Origin of the sequence: Mongoliitalea lutea, assembly GCF_014652135.1 — a bacterium.
Taxonomy (GTDB): domain Bacteria; phylum Bacteroidota; class Bacteroidia; order Cytophagales; family Cyclobacteriaceae; genus Mongoliitalea; species Mongoliitalea lutea.
Genome location: NZ_BMYF01000002.1, coordinates 126,693 through 152,593, shown reverse-complemented (window position 1 = coordinate 152,593; position 25,901 = coordinate 126,693). Strand labels below are relative to the sequence as shown.

General features: G+C 39.6%; 19 protein-coding genes. 7 read left to right on the top strand and 12 right to left on the bottom strand.

Annotated elements, in window-relative coordinates:
- Position 1: 1 nt before the first annotated feature.
- The gene (locus tag IE080_RS02345) at positions 2–2,959 is read left to right on the top strand and encodes a S9 family peptidase (RefSeq protein ID WP_189578833.1); all 2,958 of its coding nucleotides are present in this window, start codon (positions 2–4) and stop codon (positions 2,957–2,959) included.
- A 236-nt stretch (positions 2,960–3,195) separates the two neighbouring features.
- On the opposite strand, the gene IE080_RS02340 is transcribed toward IE080_RS02345, so the two are convergent.
- From IE080_RS02340 to IE080_RS02310, 7 genes are all read right to left on the bottom strand, one after another.
- Positions 3,196–3,375: a hypothetical protein gene (locus IE080_RS02340; RefSeq protein WP_189578832.1), complete on the bottom strand. Its 180-nt coding sequence runs from the start codon at positions 3,373–3,375 to the stop codon at positions 3,196–3,198.
- Positions 3,376–3,506: 131 nt separating this feature from the next.
- On the bottom strand, positions 3,507–4,967 hold the full coding sequence (locus IE080_RS02335) for a TolC family protein (RefSeq protein WP_189578831.1): 1,461 nt from the start codon (positions 4,965–4,967) through the stop codon (positions 3,507–3,509).
- A gap of 8 nt (positions 4,968–4,975) precedes the next feature.
- The gene (locus IE080_RS02330) at positions 4,976–8,119 is read right to left on the bottom strand and encodes an efflux RND transporter permease subunit (protein ID WP_189578830.1); all 3,144 of its coding nucleotides are present in this window, start codon (positions 8,117–8,119) and stop codon (positions 4,976–4,978) included.
- A gap of 3 nt (positions 8,120–8,122) precedes the next feature.
- On the bottom strand, positions 8,123–9,295 hold the full coding sequence (locus IE080_RS02325; protein WP_229800457.1) for an efflux RND transporter periplasmic adaptor subunit: 1,173 nt from the start codon (positions 9,293–9,295) through the stop codon (positions 8,123–8,125).
- An 83-nt stretch (positions 9,296–9,378) separates the two neighbouring features.
- The gene (locus tag IE080_RS02320) at positions 9,379–9,741 is read right to left on the bottom strand and encodes a hypothetical protein (RefSeq protein WP_229800456.1); all 363 of its coding nucleotides are present in this window, start codon (positions 9,739–9,741) and stop codon (positions 9,379–9,381) included.
- A gap of 140 nt (positions 9,742–9,881) precedes the next feature.
- Positions 9,882–10,616 (bottom strand): hypothetical protein, encoded by a 735-nt coding sequence (locus IE080_RS02315; RefSeq protein WP_189578829.1) that lies wholly within the window; start codon positions 10,614–10,616, stop codon positions 9,882–9,884.
- Positions 10,617–10,778: 162 nt separating this feature from the next.
- On the bottom strand, positions 10,779–11,114 hold the full coding sequence (locus IE080_RS02310; RefSeq protein ID WP_229800455.1) for a hypothetical protein: 336 nt from the start codon (positions 11,112–11,114) through the stop codon (positions 10,779–10,781).
- A 168-nt stretch (positions 11,115–11,282) separates the two neighbouring features.
- Here IE080_RS02310 and fmt point away from each other — a divergent pair, with 168 nt between their 5' ends.
- The 5 genes from fmt (at position 11,283) to IE080_RS02285 (ending at position 16,329) form a co-directional block, all read left to right on the top strand.
- Positions 11,283–12,206 (top strand): methionyl-tRNA formyltransferase, encoded by a 924-nt coding sequence (fmt, locus tag IE080_RS02305; protein WP_189578827.1) that lies wholly within the window; start codon positions 11,283–11,285, stop codon positions 12,204–12,206.
- 147 nt (positions 12,207–12,353) lie between these two features.
- Positions 12,354–12,854, top strand: coding sequence for a dihydrofolate reductase (locus tag IE080_RS02300; RefSeq protein ID WP_189578826.1), 501 nt, complete (start codon positions 12,354–12,356; stop codon positions 12,852–12,854).
- Positions 12,851–13,636, top strand: a complete 786-nt coding sequence (locus IE080_RS02295) for an SDR family oxidoreductase (protein ID WP_189578825.1) — start codon at positions 12,851–12,853, stop codon at positions 13,634–13,636. The genes IE080_RS02300 and IE080_RS02295 overlap by 4 nt, the downstream gene beginning before the upstream one ends.
- A gap of 27 nt (positions 13,637–13,663) precedes the next feature.
- Complete coding sequence (locus IE080_RS02290) at positions 13,664–14,929, top strand: competence/damage-inducible protein A (RefSeq protein WP_189578824.1); 1,266 nt, start codon at positions 13,664–13,666, stop codon at positions 14,927–14,929.
- Positions 14,930–15,012: 83 nt separating this feature from the next.
- On the top strand, positions 15,013–16,329 hold the full coding sequence (locus IE080_RS02285; RefSeq protein ID WP_189578823.1) for a dihydrolipoamide acetyltransferase family protein: 1,317 nt from the start codon (positions 15,013–15,015) through the stop codon (positions 16,327–16,329).
- Between the two features lie 75 nt (positions 16,330–16,404).
- Here the strand turns inward: IE080_RS02285 and IE080_RS02280 are convergent, their stop codons facing one another.
- The 5 genes from IE080_RS02280 to IE080_RS02260 all read right to left on the bottom strand — a co-directional run bounded on the left by IE080_RS02280 (position 16,405) and on the right by IE080_RS02260 (position 24,393).
- Positions 16,405–19,284 (bottom strand): ATP-binding protein, encoded by a 2,880-nt coding sequence (locus IE080_RS02280; RefSeq protein ID WP_189578822.1) that lies wholly within the window; start codon positions 19,282–19,284, stop codon positions 16,405–16,407.
- Entirely contained in the window at positions 19,281–20,189 is a 909-nt protein-coding gene (locus IE080_RS02275) for a PDC sensor domain-containing protein (RefSeq protein ID WP_189578821.1), read from the bottom strand. The genes IE080_RS02280 and IE080_RS02275 overlap by 4 nt, the downstream gene beginning before the upstream one ends.
- A gap of 109 nt (positions 20,190–20,298) precedes the next feature.
- Positions 20,299–20,538, bottom strand: a complete 240-nt coding sequence (locus IE080_RS02270; RefSeq protein ID WP_189578820.1) for a hypothetical protein — start codon at positions 20,536–20,538, stop codon at positions 20,299–20,301.
- Positions 20,535–20,948 (bottom strand): OsmC family protein, encoded by a 414-nt coding sequence (locus IE080_RS02265; RefSeq protein ID WP_229800454.1) that lies wholly within the window; start codon positions 20,946–20,948, stop codon positions 20,535–20,537. The genes IE080_RS02270 and IE080_RS02265 overlap by 4 nt, the downstream gene beginning before the upstream one ends.
- 67 nt (positions 20,949–21,015) lie before the next feature.
- A complete protein-coding gene (locus IE080_RS02260; protein WP_189578819.1) occupies positions 21,016–24,393 on the bottom strand; it encodes a methylmalonyl-CoA mutase family protein in 3,378 nt (1,125 codons plus the stop codon).
- A 407-nt stretch (positions 24,394–24,800) separates the two neighbouring features.
- Here IE080_RS02260 and IE080_RS02255 point away from each other — a divergent pair, with 407 nt between their 5' ends.
- Entirely contained in the window at positions 24,801–25,892 is a 1,092-nt protein-coding gene (locus IE080_RS02255; RefSeq protein ID WP_189578818.1) for a site-2 protease family protein, read from the top strand.
- Positions 25,893–25,901 lie beyond the last annotated feature (9 nt).

The following is a 25,901-nucleotide window of genomic DNA, read 5'->3' as shown; positions in this document are numbered from 1 at the left end:
AATGAGAAAAATATCCATAGTACTGATATGCATTGCTTGGATAGCAAGCTATGCAATTGCGCAAAATGCAAGTAAAGAACCGAGACCCATCACTTGGCAGGATATTCCTGCATGGAAATCCATCAATATGGGTACCGTGCAACTATCTCCCGATGGCCAATGGATGACCCATGTGATGAGTATGGTAGAAGGAGACAGCGAACTCATCCTTCAAAAAACCGGCAATCCTGAGGATAAGAAAACGTTTAAAATTGGTTCCAGTAACTTTCCTTCTGTGAGTTTTTCAGAAAATGGAAAATGGTTAGCCTTCAAAGAGTATCCTACCGATAAGGAAAGAAAAGCTGCTGCCAAATCAGGAGGTAGAGGACTGAAAGAAAAATTGATTTTGGTTGATCTTTCCAACGATTACAAGCAAACAAGCTTTGAAAATGTGGGCTCATTCAATTTCAATGGCAAAGCATCTACCCATTTAGCGATCAATCTCAACAGAGAAGGCTCCAATGGAGATGCCAAAGGTTCTGATTTGGTATTACTACATCTTACATCCGGCAAAAAACAAAACATTGGAAATGTGAGTGATTTCGGGTTTAATAAATCTGGAGAGTTTTTGGCGTATGCAGTCGATGCCGCCAATCAAGTGGGTAATGGAATTTATCTATTGACGTTAAACTCTGGAAAAACGGAAGTGTTAGATTCGGATGCCGCTACTTATCGTTCCATTGCTTGGACAGAAAAAGGAGATGCCTTTGCCCTTTTGAAGATGGTCAAAGACAAACAATACAAGCAAGATCATGGAAAAGTATTGGGTGTCAAAAATCTTAACGCACCACAATTGATCGTCTATGATCCTCAGAAAGATAGCGTCAACTTCACCAAGGAATCCACCATTAGTCCAAATAGAAGACCGATGTGGTCTGATGATTTGAACCGGTTATTTTTTGGAATCCACGCGCTCGTTCCTGAGAAAAAAGAAAGCAAAAAAGAAACTGAACCGGTAAGCAATAAGGACTCACTTGAAAAGGCACAGCTACAGAAAATCCTTGCCGACACAACTGTTAAATCTTTGGATGATTTGAGAAAAGCAATTGCTAAGACCTCCACTACAGCTGAAAAAACAAATGGAACAAACGATGCCAGCAAGCCGGATATGACCATTTGGCATTGGCAGGATAGCCGCTTACAATCCAGACAGCAGGTATTGGAAAATCAAGATAAGATGTATAATACCTATGGTATGTATGATGTAGGGAAGAAACAGTTTGTTTCTTTGCAGGATAGCAGTTTCCGTGAAATGACCCTCTTGCCAAAGCACAGATTTGGTTTGGGACTTGATTTGCAAGCGTATGAATTAGACATCAATTTGGATGGACAGAATTACAGGGACATCTACACAATTGATCTCCAAACAGGTGAAAAAACCCTAGTATTTGAAAAATTCTACGTTCCTTCTCCAGCCTCTTTGCCAAGGCCTTCACCCGACGGAACCAAACTCTTATTGGCTAAAGATGGACATTTCCATGTATATGATATTCCAAGTAAACAATTAAGAAACCTAACAGAATCACTCCCTGTCAGCTTTGTCGACGAGTCCAACGATCGAAATGTAACATTACCGATGTACAGCGCTATGGGCTGGTCTTCTGATAGTCGATTTGTCTTATTGAGAGATGGATGGGATATCTGGCAAGTACCTGTGCTCGCAGGAAGAGAGCGTGCACAAAATATCACACAAAATGGTCGTAAAGAACAAATCCGTTATCAAAGCCGCTATGTGTTGGATTCCGAAGAGAAAGGCATTGACCTTAGTAAAGCACAGTACTTTGGCACCTATGGAGAGTGGACCAAAAAGAGTGGTATAGCTAGAATTAACGGAGGAAAAGCAGGCTTGACTCCAGGAGCAACAGCCTTAATTTGGGAAGATGCGAACATCAACCGCTACACCAAAGCTAAGAATGCCGAAGTTTATTACTTCACCAAAGAGAAGCTCAATGAACCGACTAATGTGTTCCTTACAGATGCCACTATTGGAAAACGTGAACAAGTTACCCAAAATGCGCCTGATGCAGGAAAGTATGTATGGTCTTCTGGAGCCCAATTAGTAGACTATGTTTCTGACAAAGGAGATACATTGCAAGCTGCACTATTTTTACCAGCGAATTATGAAGCAGGTAAAAAGTATCCAACTATCATTTACTACTACGAAAAATTATCACAAACCCTTCACAACTACAGTAATCCAGGATTCTCTGGCACAGGTTGGAACCCTGCTGTCTACACATCCAATGGATATGCTGTATTGATTCCAGATATTGTCTATCAATTGGATGACCCAGGAATGTCAGCTGTTTGGTGTGTATTGCCTGCCGTAAAAGAAGCCTTGAAGACAGGAATCATTGACGAAAAAAATATGGGATTGCATGGACATTCATGGGGAGGTTACCAAACCTCATTCTTGATTACGCAGACAAATCAGTTTAAAGCTGCAGCTGCCGGAGCTCCATTGACCAATATGATTTCAATGTATGATTTGATTTATTGGAATACTGGGGGTGGAAATATGGCCATTTTTGAATCTTCACAGGGAAGATTCCGGGGTGGACCTTGGGAAAATTGGGATTCTTACCAAAGAAACTCACCAGTGTACCATGTAAAAAACGTAGAAACACCCTTGTTGATGCTTCACAATGATAAAGACGGGGCAGTGGACTTCACTCAAGGAATTGAATATTACAATGCCTTGAGAAGATTGAAAAAACCGGTAATCATGGTCCAGTACAAAGGTGAAAACCATGGTTTATCCAAGTTGGAAAACAGAAAGGATTACAGTGTTCGTATGTTGGAATTCTTTGATTATCATCTTAAAAGTAAAAAAGACATCGATTGGATAGACTCGGGAGTCTCTAAGTTAAGTTTGGACGAGCACCTCTCTGGCCGAACATTTAGTGCAAATTCATATTAAAAAAATCTTACTAAATGATTATTCATGCAATAATCCAAAAAATAATAGCCAAACTCGACAAAAAATACCCAAAATTGGGTATTTTTTTCTAACTTTAATTTCGTACTTTTGAAACGGTAGATTAACTCTATCAAGTGTTTAAGTTCAAATAAGGGTTTTCCAACCAAAAAGTCTCTGAGGCATATTAGAGAGTTTTTAAAATAAAAAAGCTGCTCATCCCTGAGCAGCTTTTTTACTTATTGAGCTTCTTCTACCTGAGTTGAGTCCGACTCGATCTCTAAAACCTCTTCTTCAATTTCAGGTGCAGTTTCTTCGATAACTGTTTCTTCAACTTCAACATTTTCTGTTGTTTTGTTGCCGCAAGATGCTAGCATGATTCCAGCTGTAAGCATCATAGCGAAGATCATTTTCTTCATTACTGTGTTTGTTTGATTGGTTTTTTGTACTAGTATATATGTATAAATCTCATGCCAAAACATCTATTTTTCAGGTATTTACATAGATTTATTTTTCAAAATCGATTGAAGCAACTAATTAACATACCAAACTATTCAGACCACCCCCCTCCAAGAGCTCTATATAGCCTTACATTCGCTTGAAGCTGCTGTTTTTTCAATTCAATCAACTCTATTTCTGCTTGCAAAGCATTCACTTGTGCATTCAAAACTTCGAGGTATCCAGCATATCCTACCCGAAACATAATGTTGGAATTTTCTACCGAACGCTTCTGAACTTCAACTTCATAAGTCTTTAATTGCAATTGCTCATCAAATGCACTAAACTCATTGACCAAGCTCAATACCTCCAAATAACTTTTGAAGATGGTTTGTTCATAATCCAAATAGGCAATCTTTTGACCAGCTTTCGCCGCTTCAAAATCCATACGAATCTGATTTCTGTTAAATACAGGCGCTACTAACCCAGCTCCAAGTTGATACACCGTGGAAGCAGGACTGAAGAACAAACGGGAAAAGTCAAACGCATTGAATCCAGCCATCCCTCCCAATTGAATACTTGGAAAGAAAGCTGCACGGGCAGCTTGTACCTCTGCTTTTGTAGCCAATAACTCACGCTCGGCCATTCGAATATCCGGTCTGTATGCTAATAACTCGGCTGGTAGTCCTACATCAACCAAATCTGGAGTCCCAAAAACCTCCTCCATAGTATTCCGCACATGTTGAAAATCATATACACCAAGTAGTTGAGCCATTTGTAGTTCAGCAGTCCGAAGCTCACGCTTTCTATCTACAAGTTGCGCCTTTGAGTTCAACATCAAGGCTTCAAATTGATCTACTGCCAATTGATTTTCTTTCCCTGATTCTTTCAAATCTTTGGAAAGATTGACTGCAAACTCCTGTAATTGAATATTAGCTTCTAAAATCCGAATCTCTTCATCCAATGCTACCAATTCATAATATTGTTGAGACACCTCTCCTACCAGCCATGTCCTAATGGCATTGACCATTTCTTCCGATGCTAAAAATCGTGCAAAAGCGGCTTTTTTTCGATTACGGAGTTTGGACCACACGTCAATTTCCCAATTAAATTGTGCTCCTACTATAAAGTCCCGATAAGGATCTGGAATGAGTTTATCTTCTGGAACGGTTGGAGAAAGGTTGGAGTCAGCATTACCGACTCCATCCATCGTGTACTCTCCAAACCTCCTTACGGAAGCACCCGCAAGTGCATTGACCTCTGGAAGTAATCCGCCTTTGGCAATCCTGAAATTGGCTCGGGCTATCCGGATTCTCTCCAGCGTTTTTAAATGATCCTGATTATTGTCCAAGGCCACTTGAATCAACTCTTTCAAATTTTCATCTTCAAAGAAATTCTGCCATTGGAGTAATGCCGCAGAGGTCTGCTCCTCTGATGCTATTTCTGTCTCAAAATTACTTGGTAGCGCCGTCTGTATATCCTCTAAAGTCAATTCTGCTGTTTTACAAGAAACCAAGAATAGACCTGTTAGAAGCAGCCCAACTATTGTATGTTTATTCACAAATGCTTTCATAATACCGCTTATTCTTGTTTGATTTCAATGGTTTTCTTTTTCTTGAATTTTGTATCGAGTGTTTCAAACACCACATACAGACCTGGAATCAAAAATACCCCAACCAAGGTACCGATAAGCATTCCTCCTGCTGCAGCAGTACCGATAGTTCGGTTACCGATAGCACCTGCACCTGAGGCAATAGTCAAGGGAATCAAACCTGCGATAAAAGCAAAGGAAGTCATCAAAATAGGTCTCAATCGCTCAACTCCACCCTTGATCGCACTTTGTAAAATAGATAGTCCCCTATCTCTATTTTGAATCGCAATCTCCACGATCAAAATCGCGTTTTTACCCAAAAGACCAATCAACATGACAAGTGATACTTGCGCATAGATATTGTTTTCCAGCCCCGTCAACTTCAAAAACAAGAAGGAACCGAAAATCCCCGCTGGAAGCGATAAAATTACCGGCAAAGGCAAGAAGTAACTTTCATATTGAGCAGCTAATAACAGATATACGAAAATCAAACAAACAGCAAAGATGTAGATTGCCTGATTTCCAGATTCGATTTGCTCTCGGGTAATACCCGACCAGTCGATATCAAAGCCTCTGGGCAAAACTTTTAAAGCTACTTCTTCCACTGCTTTGATGGCATCTCCAGAAGCATATCCCGGGGCAGCATCTCCTGTGATCAATGCTGAGTTAAACATATTATATCGGGTAAGCTGCTCTGGTCCGTAAACTTTTTCCAAGGTTAGGAAATTGGAATAAGGTACCATCTGACCTCTGTCATTTTTAGCATACATAGCCAACAAAGACTCGGGAGATGTTCTGTACTCAGGAGAAGCTTGAATCATCACCTTATACATCTGTCCGTATCGGATAAAGTTGGAAGAATAGAAACTTCCGATATAAGACTGCAAGGTCTCCATGGCGTCATTGACCGATATCCCCAGTTTGGCAGCTTTATCATGATCCACATTCAATACATACTGAGGGAAGTTAGGCTCAAAGTTGGTAGTTACTTCTTTGAGTTCTGGTCTTGCATTTAACTCGTCCAGAAAATCTTGCGTAACTTGCGCCATAACATCCAAAGATCCACCCGTTTTATCCTGCATTCGCAGTTCAAATCCCGATGCATTACCAAAACCCGGAACAGGTGGTGGGGAGAAGAACTGGATTTCTGCTCCTTTGATATGAGACACACGCTCTTGATAATCTTCAATCAATTGATTGACATTTTTGTCACGGTCTCCCCATCCTACTAAATTGATCATTCCCATTCCGTATGATGCACCTGCTGTCTCAGTCATCAAACTGTAGCCTGCAAGCGTAGAAACGGTTTCCACCTCTTCCAAAGGAAGTAAACTAGCCTGAACCATATCCATCACTTCAGAGGTACGCTCCACCGTAGCCCCTGGAGGTGTGGTGACATTGACATAGACCATCCCCTGGTCTTCATTGGGGATAAACCCCGTAGGCAATACAGCCAATCCTCCATAAGTCAAACCAAAGAATAAAATCAGCGCTCCAAAAGTTACCACTCTCCTACCTGCAATGGCATTCACTACACCACTATACATAGAAGCTAAGGCATCATAGCGCTTATTGAAACCATAGAAGAATCGTTGTAACTTTCCATTTTTAGGACTATGGTCTACATCAACTGGTTTCAACAACATGGCACAAAGTGCAGGTGATAGGGTCAAAGCATTAATCCCTGAAATCACAATAGCAATGGCGAGTGTCAGGGAAAACTGTCTGTAGAAAATCCCAACTGGACCAGAAAGAAAACTCACCGGAACGAATACCGCTGACATTACCAAGGTAATCGCCACAATCGCACCACCAATCTCTTTCATAGCTGCCAAAGTTGCATCCATGGCATTCATTTTCAAATCATGCATTTTCACGTGCACAGCTTCTACTACCACAATCGCATTATCCACCACAATCCCAATCGCCAAAACCAAGGCGAATAGCGTCAACAAGTTGATGGAGAAACCAAATAGTTGCATGAAAAAGAAAGTACCGATCAAGGAAACGGGAACCGCAATTGCAGGAATCAAAGTAGACCTGAAATCCTGAAGGAAAATGAACACTACCAAGGAAACCAAAAGGAATGCCTCGATCAAAGTTTTTACTACTTCAAAAATAGAAGCATCCAAGAACCGGGAAACATCATAGGATACATTGTATTCCATACCCGGAGGAAAGGAATCCTCTTGCAATTCATCCATTTTATCCTTAATATTTTGGATAACTTCCCGCGCATTGGATCCAGGCCTTTGCTTGATCATAATAGAAGCAGATGGTTTGCCATCTGTCATCGAAACCATGCTGTATTCTTGAGAATCAAAGACCACGTCGGCCACATCTCTTAATTTGAGTAAGGAACCATCAGGCAAAGCTTTCAGCGTGATATTTTCAAACTGTTCCTCTTGATTAAACTTACCCGTGTACTTCAATACATATTGCAAGGCCTGAGGATCTCTGTCAGAAGCAATACCTGATTTACCAGGCGCCGCTTCCACGTTTTGCTGACGGATGGCTTCTGTTACATCTTGGGGAGAAAGGTTATAAGCGACCAACCGGTCAGGTTTCAACCAAACCCGCATGGCATAATCCTTAAATCCCATGATCTGGGCAAAGCCTACCCCATCAATCCTTTTTAATTCAGGAAGGATATTGATATCCGCAAAATTGTACACGAACTTTTCATCCTGGGTAGAATCCGATGTGACCAAGTTCAAATACAAAAGCATGGAATTTACTTCCTTCTCGGCTTGTACTCCAGCACGAATAACCTCCTCTGGCAATTCATCCAAAACTGTAGAAACCCTGTTCTGCACATTAACTGCAGCTTGATCTGGATCTGTTCCAACTTTAAAAATAATATTGATCATTGTAACACCATCATTAGTGTTGACCGATGTCATATAACTCATACCAGGCACCCCATTTATTGCTCGTTCTAAGGGCGTGGCTACAGCTTTGGCCAAAACCTCTGCGTTTGCTCCAGTATATCTAGCTGTAACCATTACTGAGGGCGGTACAATCTCAGGGAACTGTGTGATAGGCAAAGAAGTCAAAGCCAACAAGCCCAATAGCGTGATGAAAACCGATATTACTGTAGATAAGATCGGTCGTTTGATAAATAGCTCTAACATGGCTTAGGATTTTACCAAGGTGTCATACACATCTTTTTCAGGAGTTAATTCTGGCATGATTTCCATACCGTCTTTTACCTGCTGAATACCTTCATAGATGATTCTATCGCCTGGCTCAAAACCATCAGCGATGTAGAATACCCCAAAGCGCTGCAAAGGCTTGAAGCTTCGTACCCTCACCTTATTGTTTTTATCCACGATGTACACATAATTGTAATCCTGGATTTCAAAGGTGGATTTTTGTGGAATCAAAAAGATATCCTCTAAAGTCTCACTCATCTCTACCTTACCCGTAGAACCATGCTTGATCAATTGATCAGGATTTGGGAAACGTACCCGAAAAGCAATGGAGCCAGTTCCTCTTTCAAAGTCAGCTTCCATGGTCTCCAATCTTCCCTTATTTTCATAATAAACCCCATCGGATAAAATCAAAGAAACTTCTTGATCATCGAAGGTATCATTTTCGATTTTGGCACGCATATACTTAAGATACTCATTTTCAGTCACCTTGTAATAGGCAAAAATCTCAGAGATATCCGTAATGTTTGTCAATAAATCTCCTGCAGTTACTAAACTCCCGGTTTTGTAAGGAATACGATCTACAATACCGTCAAAAGGAGCTTTAATGGTGGTATAGGACAATCCAGTCTTAGCATTTTTGAGCATAGACTCTGCTTCAGAGATGACGGATTCTGCCACTGCTTTTTTGGATAAGGCCAATTGATATTCGGATCTGGCAATGATATTTTTATCCACCAAGACTTTGAGACGATCCACTTCCAATTGGGCAGCTTGCGCTTCTGCACGGGCTTGAAACAAACGCGCATTGGCAGAATTGACCATTTCATTGTATTCATTGGAAGTCAATTGAAAGAGGTTTTGTCCTTTTTTGACAAATTGACCTTCGTCCACATATATCCTGTCCACAAAGCCTTCAACTTTAGCCCGTACTTCTACAAACTGCACAGCCTGAATATCGCTGACATAGGTTTTGGGAAGGGTTATACTCATCGGTTGAAGTTCCACGATAGGAACTTGTATGAGTACTTGGTTCTGATTTTTTCCACTGCCATTGTTACAGGCAAAAGAAATGAGAATGAGCAAAAACATGCTCAAATGACTTGCTTTGGTACATAGAAATGCACTCAAAGAAGCCCAATAGTGATTGGTTTTCATAAACAAATAGAATGTGAATAATCTTTCAGAGAAAGTTATTTGAGGGTTTATCGCAAATAAAAGAAAGTGTTAGTGCCCCCTAATCAGGGCGCATTGGCAGCAATGGATTTGCCAATCAAAAAATCAAGTCCTGAAAATATGTCAAGAGGAATATATGCAATAGAAAGCATGGATGGTTTTGATAACCTCAATGCTTGAGAGACAAATTCAAATACGCTTAATACAATGATTCGTTGAATTTTGAGTGATTGGGTGCTGCTAGACCTGGAAATCGAAGTGGGAAAATCCACGTAATCGAAATCAGCCTCATTTAAAAATTCACCTACATACTCTATATCTTGCTCTTCTTCAAACCCATCAAATACAGCCAAAACTACAAAAAACAATGCCATGGCAAGCGCGATGACACGAAGAAGTGGTCTGACAATATGTATTGATTGTTTCACGATGTAAAAGTAGTCAAATTTCGAACCAAAAAATCTTTTTTCAACATTCTCCAAAAAATATTATTTCGATTTTTTTCAAAGGCGATAGACTCAACTAATCAATCAATTGAATCACTAGTTGAATCTATCATCCCTCATCATTATTTCATGCTCAAATCCCAGCCAAAGAAGTTGAGCTCGATGACTAGACCAGAAGGTTTGTCATTCCCTTCATTTGGCAATAAGACTCCTGCACAAAACTGAAACCGTTTAGTCACATTATACATGGCTCCAATTACAGCTACAGAAGATTCATTGTTACCACTGATCCAGTCTCCCATAAGGTAGGTTCTGGGGGCGATTTTTAACTCATACCCAACTAGAAAACCAACATGTGTACCTTCTCCTACAAAATTTCGATTGGTATGGTACATACCTCCAATGATTCGGCTTTTTTTATTCATAAAATGATAGACACCTATCCCATAATTAAAGTAAGCCAACTCCTTTTCGTCCCATTGATCTGCCAAATTTATGCCTGTTTGTGTCCCAAAATTGACATCAAAGGTTTCTGATATTCGAAATTGTTTTTGAATGGATGGCATCAAATGTGGTGATAAGGCACCTTGGGAGGGGTTATCATTGTAGATAAACTCAAGAGAAGGGCTAAAGCCAACACCTTTTCCCACCAAATTTACACCTATATCCCATCCCTTGCCCAAACCATAGACGAAATGGCCTTTAGACTCAAACATGGGCTGAAATATATTGAACTGATGCTGGTAGAACACTTTTTTTTTTTCGGTTATGTCACCAGATGGAATATTAAATAGGTTTTGCTGAGCCATAGTGCTATTACAAATCAATAGCAGGCCCACTAAGAATGTTAGTCGCATTTATAAACTTCAGTTAAAGAAAGAAAATTGATTATCAATAAATAAAATGCATGGCTCCATAAGGCAGTATAAGAAGCTCACCCAAATTCAATAAAAAAACCTTCGGCAACTTTATCTAGCGGTGAGAACTTAATTATGGAGCAAAGCAATAGTTACAAAAAACTAGGGTGCATTTCTAAAAATACTCGTACCTACAAAAAACTCATAAACTATTTGAATTTTTGGAGGCTGAATAAAAAAATCATCTTGATAAACTTTAAGTGGTACAATAACTGAAAGAAGAAAATCAACCACCTTAATTTGTTCGGTTCGTTCAAACAAAACAAAAGAAGATTCTAGCACTCGCGATATTTTAACAGGAAAATCAAAATCATCAAAATCTTGCTCAGTTAAGATTTCAATATCTTGGTAAATTACATCCTCAATATCTTCAAAATGGTCACATATAGACAAAAAAGTGAAGACGGTCACGAATAAAACAGAAAATGCGTTAATCATGCTTTTTTCACCTTGTATTTTCTGGAGCACTTTGATTTCAGTCTTACTAATTCAGTTAGTTCGAACGAGCTTCATGAAAAAAGGTTACCTTCAAATAAAATAAAATTAAGCGGTCGAATTCAGTATTTTTTTTAATTTTTGTCCTCTGATTAACACAATTTGGGATAGATGAAGCAAGAATTACGCATTATATATATGGGAACGCCTGAATTTGCGGTTCCCTCCTTACAAAAATTAGTTGCCGCAGGCTGGAATGTAGTAGCAGTAATTACCGCACCCGACAAACCCAAAGGCAGAGGACAGAAACTTATTCCTTCTCCTGTCAAGGAAGCTGCACTGGATTTGAATATTCCTGTGCTTCAGCCCACCAATCTAAAATCTCCTGAGTTTTTAGATGAACTATCTTCTTATCAGGCAAATTTACAGATTGTGGTGGCATTCCGCATGCTTCCCGAAGTCGTATGGAACATGCCTGCCTTAGGCACCTTTAACCTGCATGCTTCTCTCCTGCCCAACTACAGGGGAGCTGCCCCAATCAACTGGGCCATTATTAATGGAGAAACGGAAACAGGCATGACCACCTTTTTCCTGAAGCATGAAATCGATACAGGAAATATCATCTTACAAGAAAAAGAGCCAATCCATCCCGAAGACACTATAGGAAGTCTCTATGAACGAATGATGGAGAAAGGTTCTGACCTAGTAGTCAAAACGGTGGAATTGATCGCTAATGGAACAGTGACAACCTATCCACAAGATGAAAATAAATTCCTTCACCACGCTCCAAAAATCTTCAAAGAAACCTGTCAAATAGACTGGAACAAAGATGCAACAAGCATTCATAATTTAGTAAGAGGTTTATCGCCGTATCCTGCGGCTTGGACTACCTTGCAAGAAAAAACCTGCAAAATTTATCTCACCGAAACATCCGCTAAAAACGACCCTAACTTACAAGTTGGGGAATGGACATCCGATGGAAAAACCTACTTGAAGTTCCAAACGGGGAATGGTAGTATTTATATCAAAGAGCTCCAACTTGAAGGGAAAAAGAGAATGGGAATCGAGGAATTCTTAAGAGGTTTTAAACTATAACATTGGTTTCAAAAAGAAGAATACAGATTTTTGATTTGCTTTAAAAATCAAACAATTTCCCCAAGTTACACTTTATTGAAAGTGAAAGCTTGGGGAATTTTGTTTTCAGAATCACGAATCCTTGGTAACTTGTCAAAAAAAATCACCTTGAAAATCTCAATCATAGTCGCAACAGCCAAAAATCAAGTCATTGGTAAAAACAATGAGTTGATATGGAGATTGTCCGCAGATCTTAAATTCTTCAAAAATACTACCTCCGGACATCACATCATCATGGGCCGCAAAACCTATGAATCGGTGGGCCGCCCACTTCCCAACAGAACTTCTGTTGTCATCAGCAGAAATTCAGCGTTTGAAGTACCTGAAGGTCATCATATGGTCAATTCTTTTGAACAGGCACTTCAGCTTTGTATAGGGAAAAAGTTGGAGCGTGTCTACGTCATCGGCGGGGCTGAAATCTACAAATTAGCGATGGCTTATGCCGATGAATTATTGGTCACAGAAGTTCAGGCCAGTCCGGATGGGGATGCATTTTTTCCCTTAATTTCTCCAGAAGAATGGCAAGAGGTCAGAAGAGAAAGCTTTCAAAAGGATGAAAAGAATGAATACGATTATGCTTTTGTCACCTACAAACGAAAAGCATCATGAGTAAGAAAACTATTTGGATTACAGGAGCTTCTTCCGGTATAGGTGAAGCTGTTACTGAAAAATCCCTGAGAGAAGGTCACCAAGTGATTATCTCAGCACGAAATACAGAGAAACTGGAAGAAATAAAAGCCCAAAGTCCCTTCAAGGATTCCATCGCTATTCTACCCCTCGACCTTTACAAGAGCGAATCGTTTGGAACAATCGTAAAAAAAGCAATCGATGCTTTCGGGAAAATAGACGTATTGCTCAATAACGGCGGCATCAGTCAACGTTCACTTGTAAGAGAGACTTCCCTCGATGTCGATAGAAAAATCATGGAGGTGAATTACCTTGGTACGGTAGCCTTGACCAAAGCACTCTTACCGCACTTTTTGGAAAGAAAAACAGGACAGTTTGCAGTGGTCAGTAGCTTGGTTGGCAAGTTTGGTTCCCCTTATCGTTCCTCCTATGCAGCGTCAAAACATGCACTCCATGGTTTTTTTGACTCCTTAAGAGCAGAACATGCTGCCGATAATATTTATGTAACCATGATTTGTCCAGGCTTTATCCGAACCAATGTCTCCATCAACGCTTTAACTGGAGATGGATCCCCATTGGGTACTATGGATGATGCACAAAACAAAGGTATGAGTGCCGAAGCATGTGCGAAAATCATCTATAAAGCCATTATCAACCGACAGGAAGAAGTCCTGATTGGGGGAAAAGAAACCTATGCTGTCTATCTCAAGCGCTTCTTCCCCACCATCTTTTCGAAAATACTTGCAAAAGCTAAAGTCCGATAAAGGATAATCAACGATTTAATTAAACCCATGTCTCCATACCAAGAAGTCAAAGCAGAAATACTTGCCATAGGCGATGAGCTCCTATACGGACAGATAATCGATACTAATTCCCATTGGATCAGCCAAGAGCTGGATAAAATCGGAGTTCGCGTAGTGCGGAGAACAACTGTAGGTGATAGCCGAGAAGCAATTTTGGAAGCTTTTGCTGCCGCCGAAAAGCGCGCCGATATCATTTTGATGACAGGTGGATTAGGTCCCACAAATGACGATCTGACCAAACCTTTACTAGCAGAATACTTCAATTGCGAAATTGAGTTGGTTCCTGAAGCTTTGAAAGCTGTACGAACATTTTTTGAAAAACGGGGAAGAGTACTAACGGATCTGAACCGTCTTCAAGCCCACTTACCTACCAAATGTACATACATCCCCAACGTACTTGGCACAGCCCCAGGCATGTGGTTTCAGGAAAATGGCACCATTTGGATGTCAATGCCAGGCGTACCCCATGAAATGAAAAAACTCATGGAAGATCATGTTATCCCTCGAATCAAGTCAAATTTCGAACTACCCATAATTTACCATCAAGTAGTAAAAACAGTGGGCATTGGTGAAAGTTGGCTCGCAGATGTGATCAAAGATTGGGAAAAAGAACTTCCACCACATATTAAGTTGGCCTACTTACCTTCTTTAGGACAAGTTCGGTTACGATTGACGGCCTTTGGAGACAACTTCCAAAACTTAGAAAATGATGTGGCGCAGCAACTACAATCCTTACTTCCTTTGATCGACAAGTATGTCTATGGATACAATCAGGACACCCTAGAAGAAACGGTAGGTCGCTTACTCAAAAACCATGGAAAGACAGTGGCCTTGGCAGAAAGCTGTTCAGGAGGTTATATTTCTCATATGATTACCTCCATTCCGGGTAGCAGTGCCTATTTCCAAGGAAGTATGGTCCCTTATCATAATCAGTTTAAACATGCATTATTAAACGTGGATGAGTTAACTTTGCAGACTAAAGGCGCCGTAAGTGAGGAGACGATCATTCAGATGGCCGAACATATCCGCTTAAAACTCAATGCAGATTACGGGTTGGCTAGCAGTGGCATTGCAGGTCCTGGAGGAGGCTGGGCAGAGAAGCCGGTTGGTACTGTATGGATTGCTTGCAGTGATGGACAGACAACCGTCACCAAAAAACTCCAATTGACCCAAGACCGTATGTTGAATATACAATTGACGGCTATCGCAGGGCTAAATTTGCTTCGAACATGCATAATCGGTCAAACAGAATAAAAATTTTGTAAATTGATTTTGCAATAGAGAAAATAAAATTTAATTTTAAAACTCAGAAATAAACCCAATTAAATAATTTAACTATGGCAACAGTAGAGATGTTGATGCCCAAAATGGGTGAGAGTATCATAGAAGGTACGATCCTTACTTGGCTCAAAAAAGAGGGGGATACCATTGAGCAAGATGAGTCTGTTTTGGAAGTAGCAACGGATAAGGTAGATACAGAAGTACCAGCGATTCACGGAGGTATTTTGAAACAAATATTGGCAAAAGAGGGTGATGTGGTGGCAGTTGGCGCTCCCATTGCAATCATTGAAACTTCTGCCGAGGTTGCTGCAAGCGCCCCAGTCGCATCTGTACAGGCGGAGGCTAAAGAAGAACTGATTGCTGCTGCGCCGGCACAGACTTCCACCTTAGTCGCTACTCCAAGTGCTCCAGCAGCTACTGTAGATGATGATCGCTTTTATTCTCCATTGGTATTAAGTATCTGCAAAGAAGAAAATATCAGCAAAGCTGAATTGGCAACTATTCCAGGAACAGGTAAAGAAGGAAGAGTGACCAAACAGGACATGCTCAACTACCTAGCCAATAGAAAAGCAGCTCCAGCGGTAGCAGCCCCTTCAGCTCCAAGCGCAAAACTTGCCCCAGCACCTGCGTTTGTAGCCCATAAGGTAGAGATGAGCATATCTGCCCAAGATGAAATCATGGAGATGGACAGAATGCGTAAAATGATTGCGCAGCGCATGGTGGACTCCAAGCGTATATCTCCACACGTAACTTCTTTTGTAGAAGCAGATGTGACCAATATTGTATTGTGGAGAAATAAAGTCAAAGATAGCTACAAGAAGAAAGAAGGTGAAGCATTTACTTTTACTCCATTCTTTGTGCAGGCAGTTGCTAGAGCAATCAAAGACTTCCCAATGATCAATATCTCTGTGGACGGAGAAAACATCATCAAGAAAAAGGATATCAATATAGGAGTAGCAGTGGCCTTGCCTACCGGTAATTTGATTGTTCCGGTCATCAGAAATGCTGACCAATTCAATCTCACTGGCCTTTCCAAAAAGATCAATGATCTAGCGAACAGAGCAAGAATCAACAAACTTTCTCCAGATGAATTGAGTGGAGGAACCTACACGGTCTCCAATGTAGGATCATTTGGTAATGTGATGGGTACGCCGATCATCATGCAACCGCAGGTAGCCATTTTGGCCGTTGGTGCCATTCAAAAGAAGCCTGCGGTAGTTGAGACTCCTACCGGTGATGTCATTGCTATTCGACACAAAATGTTCTTGTCCCATTCATACGATCACCGAGTGGTAGATGGCTCTTTGGGAGGAATGTTTGTTAAACGTGTTTCTGATTACTTAGAAGCTTTTGACCTGAATACAGAGTTGTAAAAAAAGATTGTTTTAAAGAAGGCCATTTGAATTATCGAAAGACAACATTGTCCAAGATAAAATCAAATGGCTTTTTTATATTTTGTGTAAACTGAGGTAGATGCTTCGCAGCGTTTTGGCGATTATTTCAATATCTACAGGTTTTGCTAAATAACCGCTCATACCTAGCTGAATCGCTTTTTCCCGGTCTTCATTAAATGCATTAGCAGACAATCCCCATATTTGAGGTGGATTTTCCAGACCTAATTTTAGAATCTCTTGCGTCGCTTCCAATCCATTGAGCTTCGGCATCTGTATATCCATAAAAATCATATCATAGGACTTTTTTTGCACAGCTTCTACTGCCTCCAAACCATTCAATACAAAATCCACTTGGTAACCCAATTGGTCCATCAACATCCCCATAAAGACAATATTGGTATTATTATCTTCTGCTATCAAAATTTGTAATGGATATTTCGCTCCAAAGGCAGGAACTAGATCACTTTTTTGTAAGGCACTTTTATTTGCCGTATCATCTGCTTGACTATCAATTGTGATGGCTTTTGCAAAAACTGAAAATGAAAACGTAGAACCGATACCTTCCTGACTTTCAATCAATAGATCCCCTCCCATCAGTTCCAAAATCTTTTTTGAAATAGCCAGTCCTAGACCAGTCCCTTGATACTCCCGCGTATTACTGCCATCCAACTGGAAGAAAGGCTCTGTCAATTGTTGGATTTTATCCTGAGGTATACCAATCCCTGAATCCTTTACCTCAAATAAAAGCATCACCGTATCATCAATGATATCTTCGCAAGACAGAGATACACTGACCTTGCCACATTTAGCCGTGAATTTGATGGAGTTACTAAGAATATTAGAAATCACCTGAACTAATTTCTCCCGATCCACCTCTACAAACACGGGTATTTCTCCATTGTATTGAAGTGAAAAATCGATTTCCTTTTCTTTCAACAATCCTTCAAACAATTGAAATGTTCGCTCAATTTCATTTTTAAAATGGAATACCGTAGGTTTCAGAGACATCGCCCCTGATTCAATTTTGGAATAATCCAAAATATCATTGATAATACCAGATAGGTTTTTTCCAGAAGATTTAAGCAGCTGAAGATATTTTAATTGCTGTGCATTCAATTGGGTAGTTTCCAACAAACTGACAATCCCCAACAAAGCATTCATTGGAGTTCTGATTTCATGAGACATATTAGCCAAAAACTCAGATTTAGCTTTGTTGGCCAACTCGGCGGCTTCCATCGCTTCTCTTAATCCCTTTTCCCAAACTTTTTGCGCTGTAACATCCCTAGCAATAGAGATCAACCTGTTCTCGTCTAATCGAAAAATTCTTGTTTCGAAAATCCTTGTACCTACTGGAACCTGCAACTCCATATCGATGCGTTGCATTTTCCCAGTTTCTTTTGCCTTTTTAAACATGTCATATACCCGCTGTCCAAGCTCTCCTGGTACCACCTCCAATACATTTTTACCGATTGTATCCTCAGGAGGAGACAATAATACACTGCTATCCTGAACATAATAATCCAAAAAATTAGCCTCGTTATCATAAGTAAAAATGAGGTCTGGAAGCGAATGCAATACCAATCTAAATCGCTCTTCCGAACGAATCCGTTCCTGTTCGGTTCGATACTGTTCATCGATATCCGTAAAAATACCAACAGTACCCTTATATTCGCCACCTTCATCGAAAAGTAATTTTTCAAAAACTTTTACCCGGATTTTCTCACCACCCTTTTTAAAGATAAAGAAATCAGTTTTGAAAAATTCCACCTTTCTTGAAATACTTTCAGAAACCTTTTCACGCAGTTCAAAGACACACTCTGGAGCAATATAGGAGCGGAAATTTATTAAGAAATCTTCTTTATCGTAGCCTAATACATTTTTCACCTCATCCCCAACGCTGATCATTTCATTTTTTTCATTTTGAAAATAAATGAACCCGTTTGACTCTTGTAATAAAAGTGTTTGCCTTTTGAAAAGTTCTTCAATTTCTTTGGAACTTTTGGCTAACGATTCATTAGATTTAGTTATAGATTGGTTGAATTGATAGAGGATAAAAAATACAATCACTACCATTGCTAATAAACCAATAATCAAATAAATATATGTTGAAAACGCTTTCGATGATGTCCAATTAAGTGCTTGAATGAATACAAGCGAGGCATCCTTTCCTAAAGGATTCAATTTAATAGGGTAAAAATGGATCCATACAGATATTCTTTTACCTTCGGCGTTACTCATTACCCCATTTACCAGACCTTTTAAACCTATATCAAGATTATTATTAATGTAATTTAAACTACTAACATCTATATGGAAACCTGAAAAATAAGAATCATCTACCAAATCAAAAATCTCCCCACTTACTGTCATAAATTTGGAAGATTCCGAACCTAAATAATAATTAGCTAATTGATTGTCTGCAAACCTTTGGAGATTTAGATAAATTAAAAAAGAAAGGTCTTTCTCAGGTTTTTTAAGAGTAAGTATATTATTTAAATTGTCTAACTCTATTGGTTGTTTTTCTCTAAACTGCCTAACGAAGGTATTTTTATTGTCAAAATAAAAAGAAACTCGATGGTTAGGGAAATCAACAATAATTGTATCTAATAAATCCCTGTGATTATTGAAAATCCTTCGTGCTCTACCCTCAAAAGCCTTCATTTCATTTCCAGTTCTCTCATAAGTCCAATTTTCAAGATTATTAATAAAAAAAAGCATGTCATCATACATGGAATTGAATGACTTTTCAGTTTCTTTCCCTGCAAGCTCAATCTGTTTAGATAAAGTTTGATTATTAGATCTTATCTGATTTTCATTGAGTGCTTGATAAAAATAAAATGCCAAAAAAAGAATCGAGAAAACTAAAAAAACACCTAAAAAGACTAGCCCCCTTGTAGCTTTATCGATTTTTAATAAATTGTTTAATTTTATCATTTCCAACTTAAATCGATTAAATACCAGTTCATTCGATCAAATTTTTTGACCACACCAGAAAAACTATCAAAATCACTTGTCAATTCAAACTCTAATTTATTTCCCAAAATGACATCCGATGCCATATTTCTAACAAGACTATTTTTACTTTTAAACAAATTAAACTCCTCTGGAATAAAACTATCGGAAGTAATCGTATGGCTGTAGATATGATCTTTCAAAGGTGGAAGTGATAAGGCCTCAATAGCTCGAGATTTGCCAGCAACAATTGTTCCCGTAGCATCAATAATTATCAATTGTTTAGAATATTGATTAACATATGTTTCAACAATGTCTTTTAAAGTTATATCAAAGCCAATTACAAACAACAGCTGATCTTGGTCATAAACTGGATTCAGTAATGAAACCATCCAACCCTTCCCAACTGGATCTAAATAAATATCTTGAACCCATACAGGTGCTTTGGTAGGATTATATTCTAAAGTTGCCTCATAAAAAAAATTAAATTGCTTCAAATCCAAATCTGGTGCAAGCATAAACTTTGCAGGATATGGTGGATATAACTTATTTAATTGAAGAGGCGAATTAAAATATACCTGTGAGATCGTAGGAGTATTTTCAATAATTCTTTTAAATTTTCTTTCTAAAGCATAAGTCCATTTGAGCAAATCTCTTGCAGCCTCTTTGTTGTTCCCGATTTCTGAAAAATATATTGTACTAAAATCTGGATTAGCGTCTGGCTCAGAGTTGATGATCCTTTCCGAAAAATCAAAGAAAAAAAAGGGATTAGATTTCGTAATTGTGTCTTTGGAATGATAGATTTTGGTAGAAAAATCACCAAGATTTACAATTTCTTGTTCAAGTTGATCAAAATCAAAATCCATTAAAGAAACAATAGCCTCCAACTCCAGCAATCTTTCTGATGTATAGGAATCTTTTCTGGAACAGCCCCAAAAAAGAAGAATACCGATCAACATTAAGGGAGTTTTCAAAATCTCTAGCTTTGGAGTAAAGCTAAAGATTTTCTAACTCTTTTCGAAAAGTTTGGCCCATTTCTTCAAATCGTGCTAAAACGGCTTGAAAAAATTCTCCTTGATAGAAGTTTTCTAAATCTGCTTCATCCAATACATCTATTTCAGGAATTTTGAATGTCTGCTCCATGGGGCCCAATTCAAATTTGATCAGGTATTTATTGTTCCAAGAAAAAACAGAAATCCTGACCTCTTCTTTGACAAACTCAGTAACAACTCTCATGGCCTGCGAACTTCAGAAGTATAGGAAATTTCAGATTTAATTGAGGATGCAACAGAACAATATTTATCTACCGAAAGCGTGACAACTTTAGCAAACTCCTCCTCTGTAGCATCCGGTGACACCAGGACAAAGTTCATTTGGATATGGGTATAAAATGCTGGAATACCATCATTTCTTGTACCTTCTACCTCCAGAAAAAAGTCTACTATCGTCTTCCTTTTTTTCTTCATCATCAAGACTGCATCAATAGAACTACACCCTCCCAAGGCTGACAATAGCAAGTCCATAGGAGATTGAGCCTTTTTATTTGGCGCATCGTACATATCTATCTCAACAGCGTTGCCCTGCTGATTCGTAGCCACGTATTCGTAGTCAGACTTCATGCGGACTACAGATTTTCTTATACTCATAACATTTCAATTATCCAGTCATAGAAACCAAAACAGGCTGAAGGAAAGTTCAGCCTGTGCTTGATTCTTACATATTTCTGCGGTACTGACCGCCTACATCGTAAAGAGCATTGGTGATTTGCCCCAAGGAACAAACCTTGGTAGCTTCCATCAATCGCTCGAAAATATTACCATTTTGTACGGCTACCTGCTGCAAGCCTTTCAACTCTTCGGTTATCCTTTCAGCGTTACGTTGATGCAAGGATTGAAGAGTGCGGATTTGATCTTCTTTCTCGTCAATAGTGGCTCGGATCACTTCTCCCGGAATTACTGTAGGAGAACCTTCTGAAGAAAGGAAGGTATTTACCCCGATGATCGGATATTCTCCCGTATGCTTCAACATTTCGTAATGCAAGCTTTCTTCCTGGATTTTTCCACGCTGATACATGGTCTCCATCGCTCCCAAAACACCTCCACGCTCAGTGATTCTATCAAATTCGGTATAAACTGCCTCTTCTACCAAGTCTGTTAATTCCTCAATGATAAAGGAGCCTTGGATAGGGTTTTCATTTTTAGCCAAGCCAAGCTCTTTATTGATAATCAACTGAATAGCCATTGCTCTTCGTACAGACGCCTCTGTAGGAGTTGTAATAGCCTCATCATACGCATTGGTATGCAGAGAGTTACAGTTATCATAAATTGCATACAACGCCTGTAAGGTAGTTCGGATATCGTTAAAATCAATCTCTTGCGCATGCAAGGAACGGCCTGAAGTCTGAATATGGTACTTCAACATCTGCGAACGCTCATTCGCACCATATTTCAATTTCATGGCTTTTGCCCAAATTCTTCTAGCCACTCGACCGATTACGGAATACTCCGGATCAATACCGTTGGAGAAGAAGAAAGAAAGGTTTGGAGCAAACTTATTGATATCCATTCCTCGGGAAACATAGTACTCAACATAGGTAAAGCCATTGGAAAGTGTCAATGCCAACTGCGTAATGGGGTTAGCACCGGCCTCGGCAATATGATAGCCTGAAATCGATACGGAATAGAAGTTTCTTACCTGACGGTTGATAAAGTACTGTTGCACATCTCCCATCAAACGAAGCGAAAACTCTGTAGAGAAAATACAGGTATTTTGCGCCTGATCTTCTTTCAGAATATCTGCTTGCACAGTTCCTCTGACAGTAGCTAATGTATATGCTTTGATTTCTTCGTAGACATCCGTAGGCAATACCTGATCACCTGTCACGCCTAAAAGCATTAAGCCCAACCCGTCGTTTCCTTCAGGAATCGGAGCGTTGTACACAGGTCTCGGAACACCTTTCTCTTTATAAATCGTCTCAATTTTTGCATGCACCTCATCTTCCAATCCATGCTTTTTGATGTACAATTCACATTGCTGATCGATGGCTGCATTCATGAAGAATGCTGTCATGGTAGCAGCAGGACCATTAATGGTCATGGATACGGATGTTTTTGGATCTGCTAGATTAAAGCCTGAATACAGTTTTTTGGCATCGTCCAAGCAGCAGACATTCACTCCAGAGTTACCGATCTTACCATAGATATCCGGTCTATAATCCGGATCTTCCCCATACAAGGTCACAGAGTCAAATGCTGTCGATAAACGCTTGGCAGGCATATCTTGGGAGACATAGTGGAATCGCTTATTGGTTCGTTCTGGCCCGCCTTCACCTGCAAACATACGGGTTGGGTCCTCTCCTTCCCGCTTAAACGGAAATACTCCAGAGGTATAAGGGAATTCTCCCGGCACATTCTCCTTTAGACCCCACTTCAACAAATCTCCCCATGCCTCGTACTTTGGTAGGGCAACTTTGGGAATCTTGGTATTCGACAGTGAAGAATGATAGGTCTGAACCTTGATTTCTTTATCACGGACCTTAAACACATAGAAATCATTGGAATATTTCTCCACTTTTTCAGGCCATTCCTCCAACCATTTCTTGTTTTTAGGATCCAAGTTGAGCGCTACCTCTGCATATACTTCCTGTAGCTCTTTTACTAAGCGGTCCTTATCTGCAACAGACGTGCCTTGGATAGCTTCGATAGATTTTTGGATAGAAAAAAGCTTTTGGGCAACTTCCTTCTGCTCTTCTACCCACTTGTCATAGGCTCGGTTGTTTTCAGAAATTTCTGATAAATACCGTGTTCTTGCCGGTGGGATGATATAAATTTTTTCAGACATCTCTTTGGTTACCTCAAAGGATGTTGTTAAATCTGCACCTGTTTTTTCAACCAATTTATGAATAATGGCTTTGTACAGATTATTCATTCCCGGGTCATTAAACTGGGAAGCTATAGTACCAAATACTGGAATATCCTCATCCGCAATATCCCACAGGTTATGATTGCGCTTATATTGTTTTTTGACATCTCTTAGGGCATCTTGCGCACCACGCTTGTCAAACTTATTGAGTGCGATGATATCAGCAAAGTCCAACATGTCAATTTTCTCCAATTGGGTAGCAGCACCATATTCTGGAGTCATAACATACAAGGACATATCAGAATGTTCGATGATCTCTGTATCTGATTGCCCGATACCGGAAGTTTCTAAGATGATCAAATCAAAATCAGCTGACTTTACAATATCAACCGCATCCTGTACATACTTCGAAAGTGCAAGGTTGGATTGACGGGTAGCCAATGAGCGCATGTACACTCGAGGGTGATTGATAGCATTCATGCGGATTCTATCCCCTAATAATGCCCCACCTGTTTTGCGCTTGGAGGGATCTACCGAAATAATGGCGATATTTTTATCTGAAAAATCCAGCAAGAACCTACGAACCAACTCATCCACAAGAGATGATTTACCCGCACCACCTGTGCCTGTAATTCCTAAAACAGGGGTTTTGCTAGCAGCAGCTGTTTGTTTGTATCCGGCAAGCATTTCCTTACTTTCTTCCGGGAAGTTTTCTGCAGCAGAAATGATCTTAGCGATACTGGATTTATCAGTCATGCTAGGAACGATATCAGCTACATTTTTACCTACCGGAAAATCGGATTGCTGAACCAGATCATTGATCATGCCCTGTAAACCCATGGCACGCCCATCATCAGGAGAGTAAATACGGGTAATACCGTAGGCATGGAGTTCTTTAATCTCTTCCGGAAGTATGGTACCTCCTCCACCGCCAAAGATCTTAATATGCCCTGAACCTTTTTCCTGCAATAGGTCATACATATACTTAAAAAACTCTACGTGACCTCCTTGGTAAGAAGTAATGGCGATGGCCTGTACGTCCTCTTGAATCGCACAATCAACAATCTCCTGTACCGAACGGTTATGGCCTAAATGAATCACCTCACAACCCGTGGACTGTATAATCCTACGCATAATATTGATTGCTGCATCATGCCCATCAAATAAGGAGGCTGCGGTTACAATCCGGATGTGATTTTGAGGCTTGTAAATCTCTTCTGTAAAAGACATTTCAATTTGGGTTTATATCGCTGAATACTTGTCAAATAATTAAGTAGCAAATTAAATTCTACCAACTTGCGAATATAAACAAAAAACAGGACTACAGGTTTCCAACGGGATAAATTTCAAAACAATATTCTGGAAAAATACAATCGATAAAACAAATATAGTAGTTAATTTGTATTTTGAATGCAATAACATATTATTATTTGTCATTAACTTAAAATATCAAAATAAAATCAAGTCTACATTTCAGATCTTTCGCTTTTAATCAAAAAAGAAACTCTCTAGCTATTTACATGTGTAATGTTTTAAAAATATCCTGTTCAAATTAAATTAACAGTAACATGATTTTTGTCAGCATTTCCTTTAAAAAAATTTTCTAAATTTAGATTAGTTTAACGATCAGATACAAAATGAAGCTTTCTCTCCCACTCGGCACTTACAAAAACATCAAAGTCTTTATCCACTGGACCTTCTCTTTACTGCTCCTATGGATCATTATTTCCAACTACCGGCAAGGCATGCCGACCGTAGACATTGCCTGGGTAATTTTCCTTGTACTTGCGCTCTTCTTTTGCGTAGTCTTACATGAATTTGGTCATGCACTGGCAGCACAAAAATACGGCATCCAAACCAAGGATATCGTGCTCTATCCCATTGGAGGAGTGGCCCGATTAGAAAAACTTCCCGACGATCCCAAACAGGAATTGTGGGTGGCCATTGCAGGTCCTTTGGTAAATATTGTTATTTTTATAGGACTCTCTATCCTACTCTCTTTTCAAGGGTTTGAGGTAGAAGCCTTGGAGAAAATCAATATTGGCCCGGATACCTTTCTGCTTTATTTAGCATCTGCCAATTTGATTTTGGCGATCTTCAATCTCATTCCTGCATTTCCAATGGATGGGGGTAGAATTTTACGGGCATTCTTGGCTATCAAACTCCCAAGAGCCAAAGCTACCGCTATCGCAGGGGGTATAGGACAGTTTTTGGCGATATTCTTCATCTTTTTTGGACTATTCAATAATCCCGTACTGGTACTGATAGGTATTTTTATTTTTCTAGGGGCAGGTGCGGAAGTAAGTCATACCCAACAGGAAAGTATGCTGAAAGGCTTCAAAGTAAAAGATGCCATGATGATGAAATTTCAGATCATTGCTTTTGATGCACCGCTTCAAAAAGCAGTGGAAAAACTGCTTAACTCCCAAGCAACTCATTTTGTAGTAGTTAAAGATGATGTCGCAGTAGGAACCTTGAGCCGAAATGAAATCATCAAAGGATTAAAAGAATTTGGCAATCAAGGGAAAATTGAACAAGTAGCTAATATGGAACCATTTAAACTTGAAACTGAAGAAGATCTCAACGAGGCTTGGAGAAATATGCTCACCCGGAAAACAAAAGTCGCATTTGTTATTGAAAACGGTCACTTCTTAGGTATCTTGGACCAAGAGAATATTAGTGAATTTATTTTAGTCAAAAAGGCAATGGGACCAACCCTTAGCCATTAACTCCAAGCC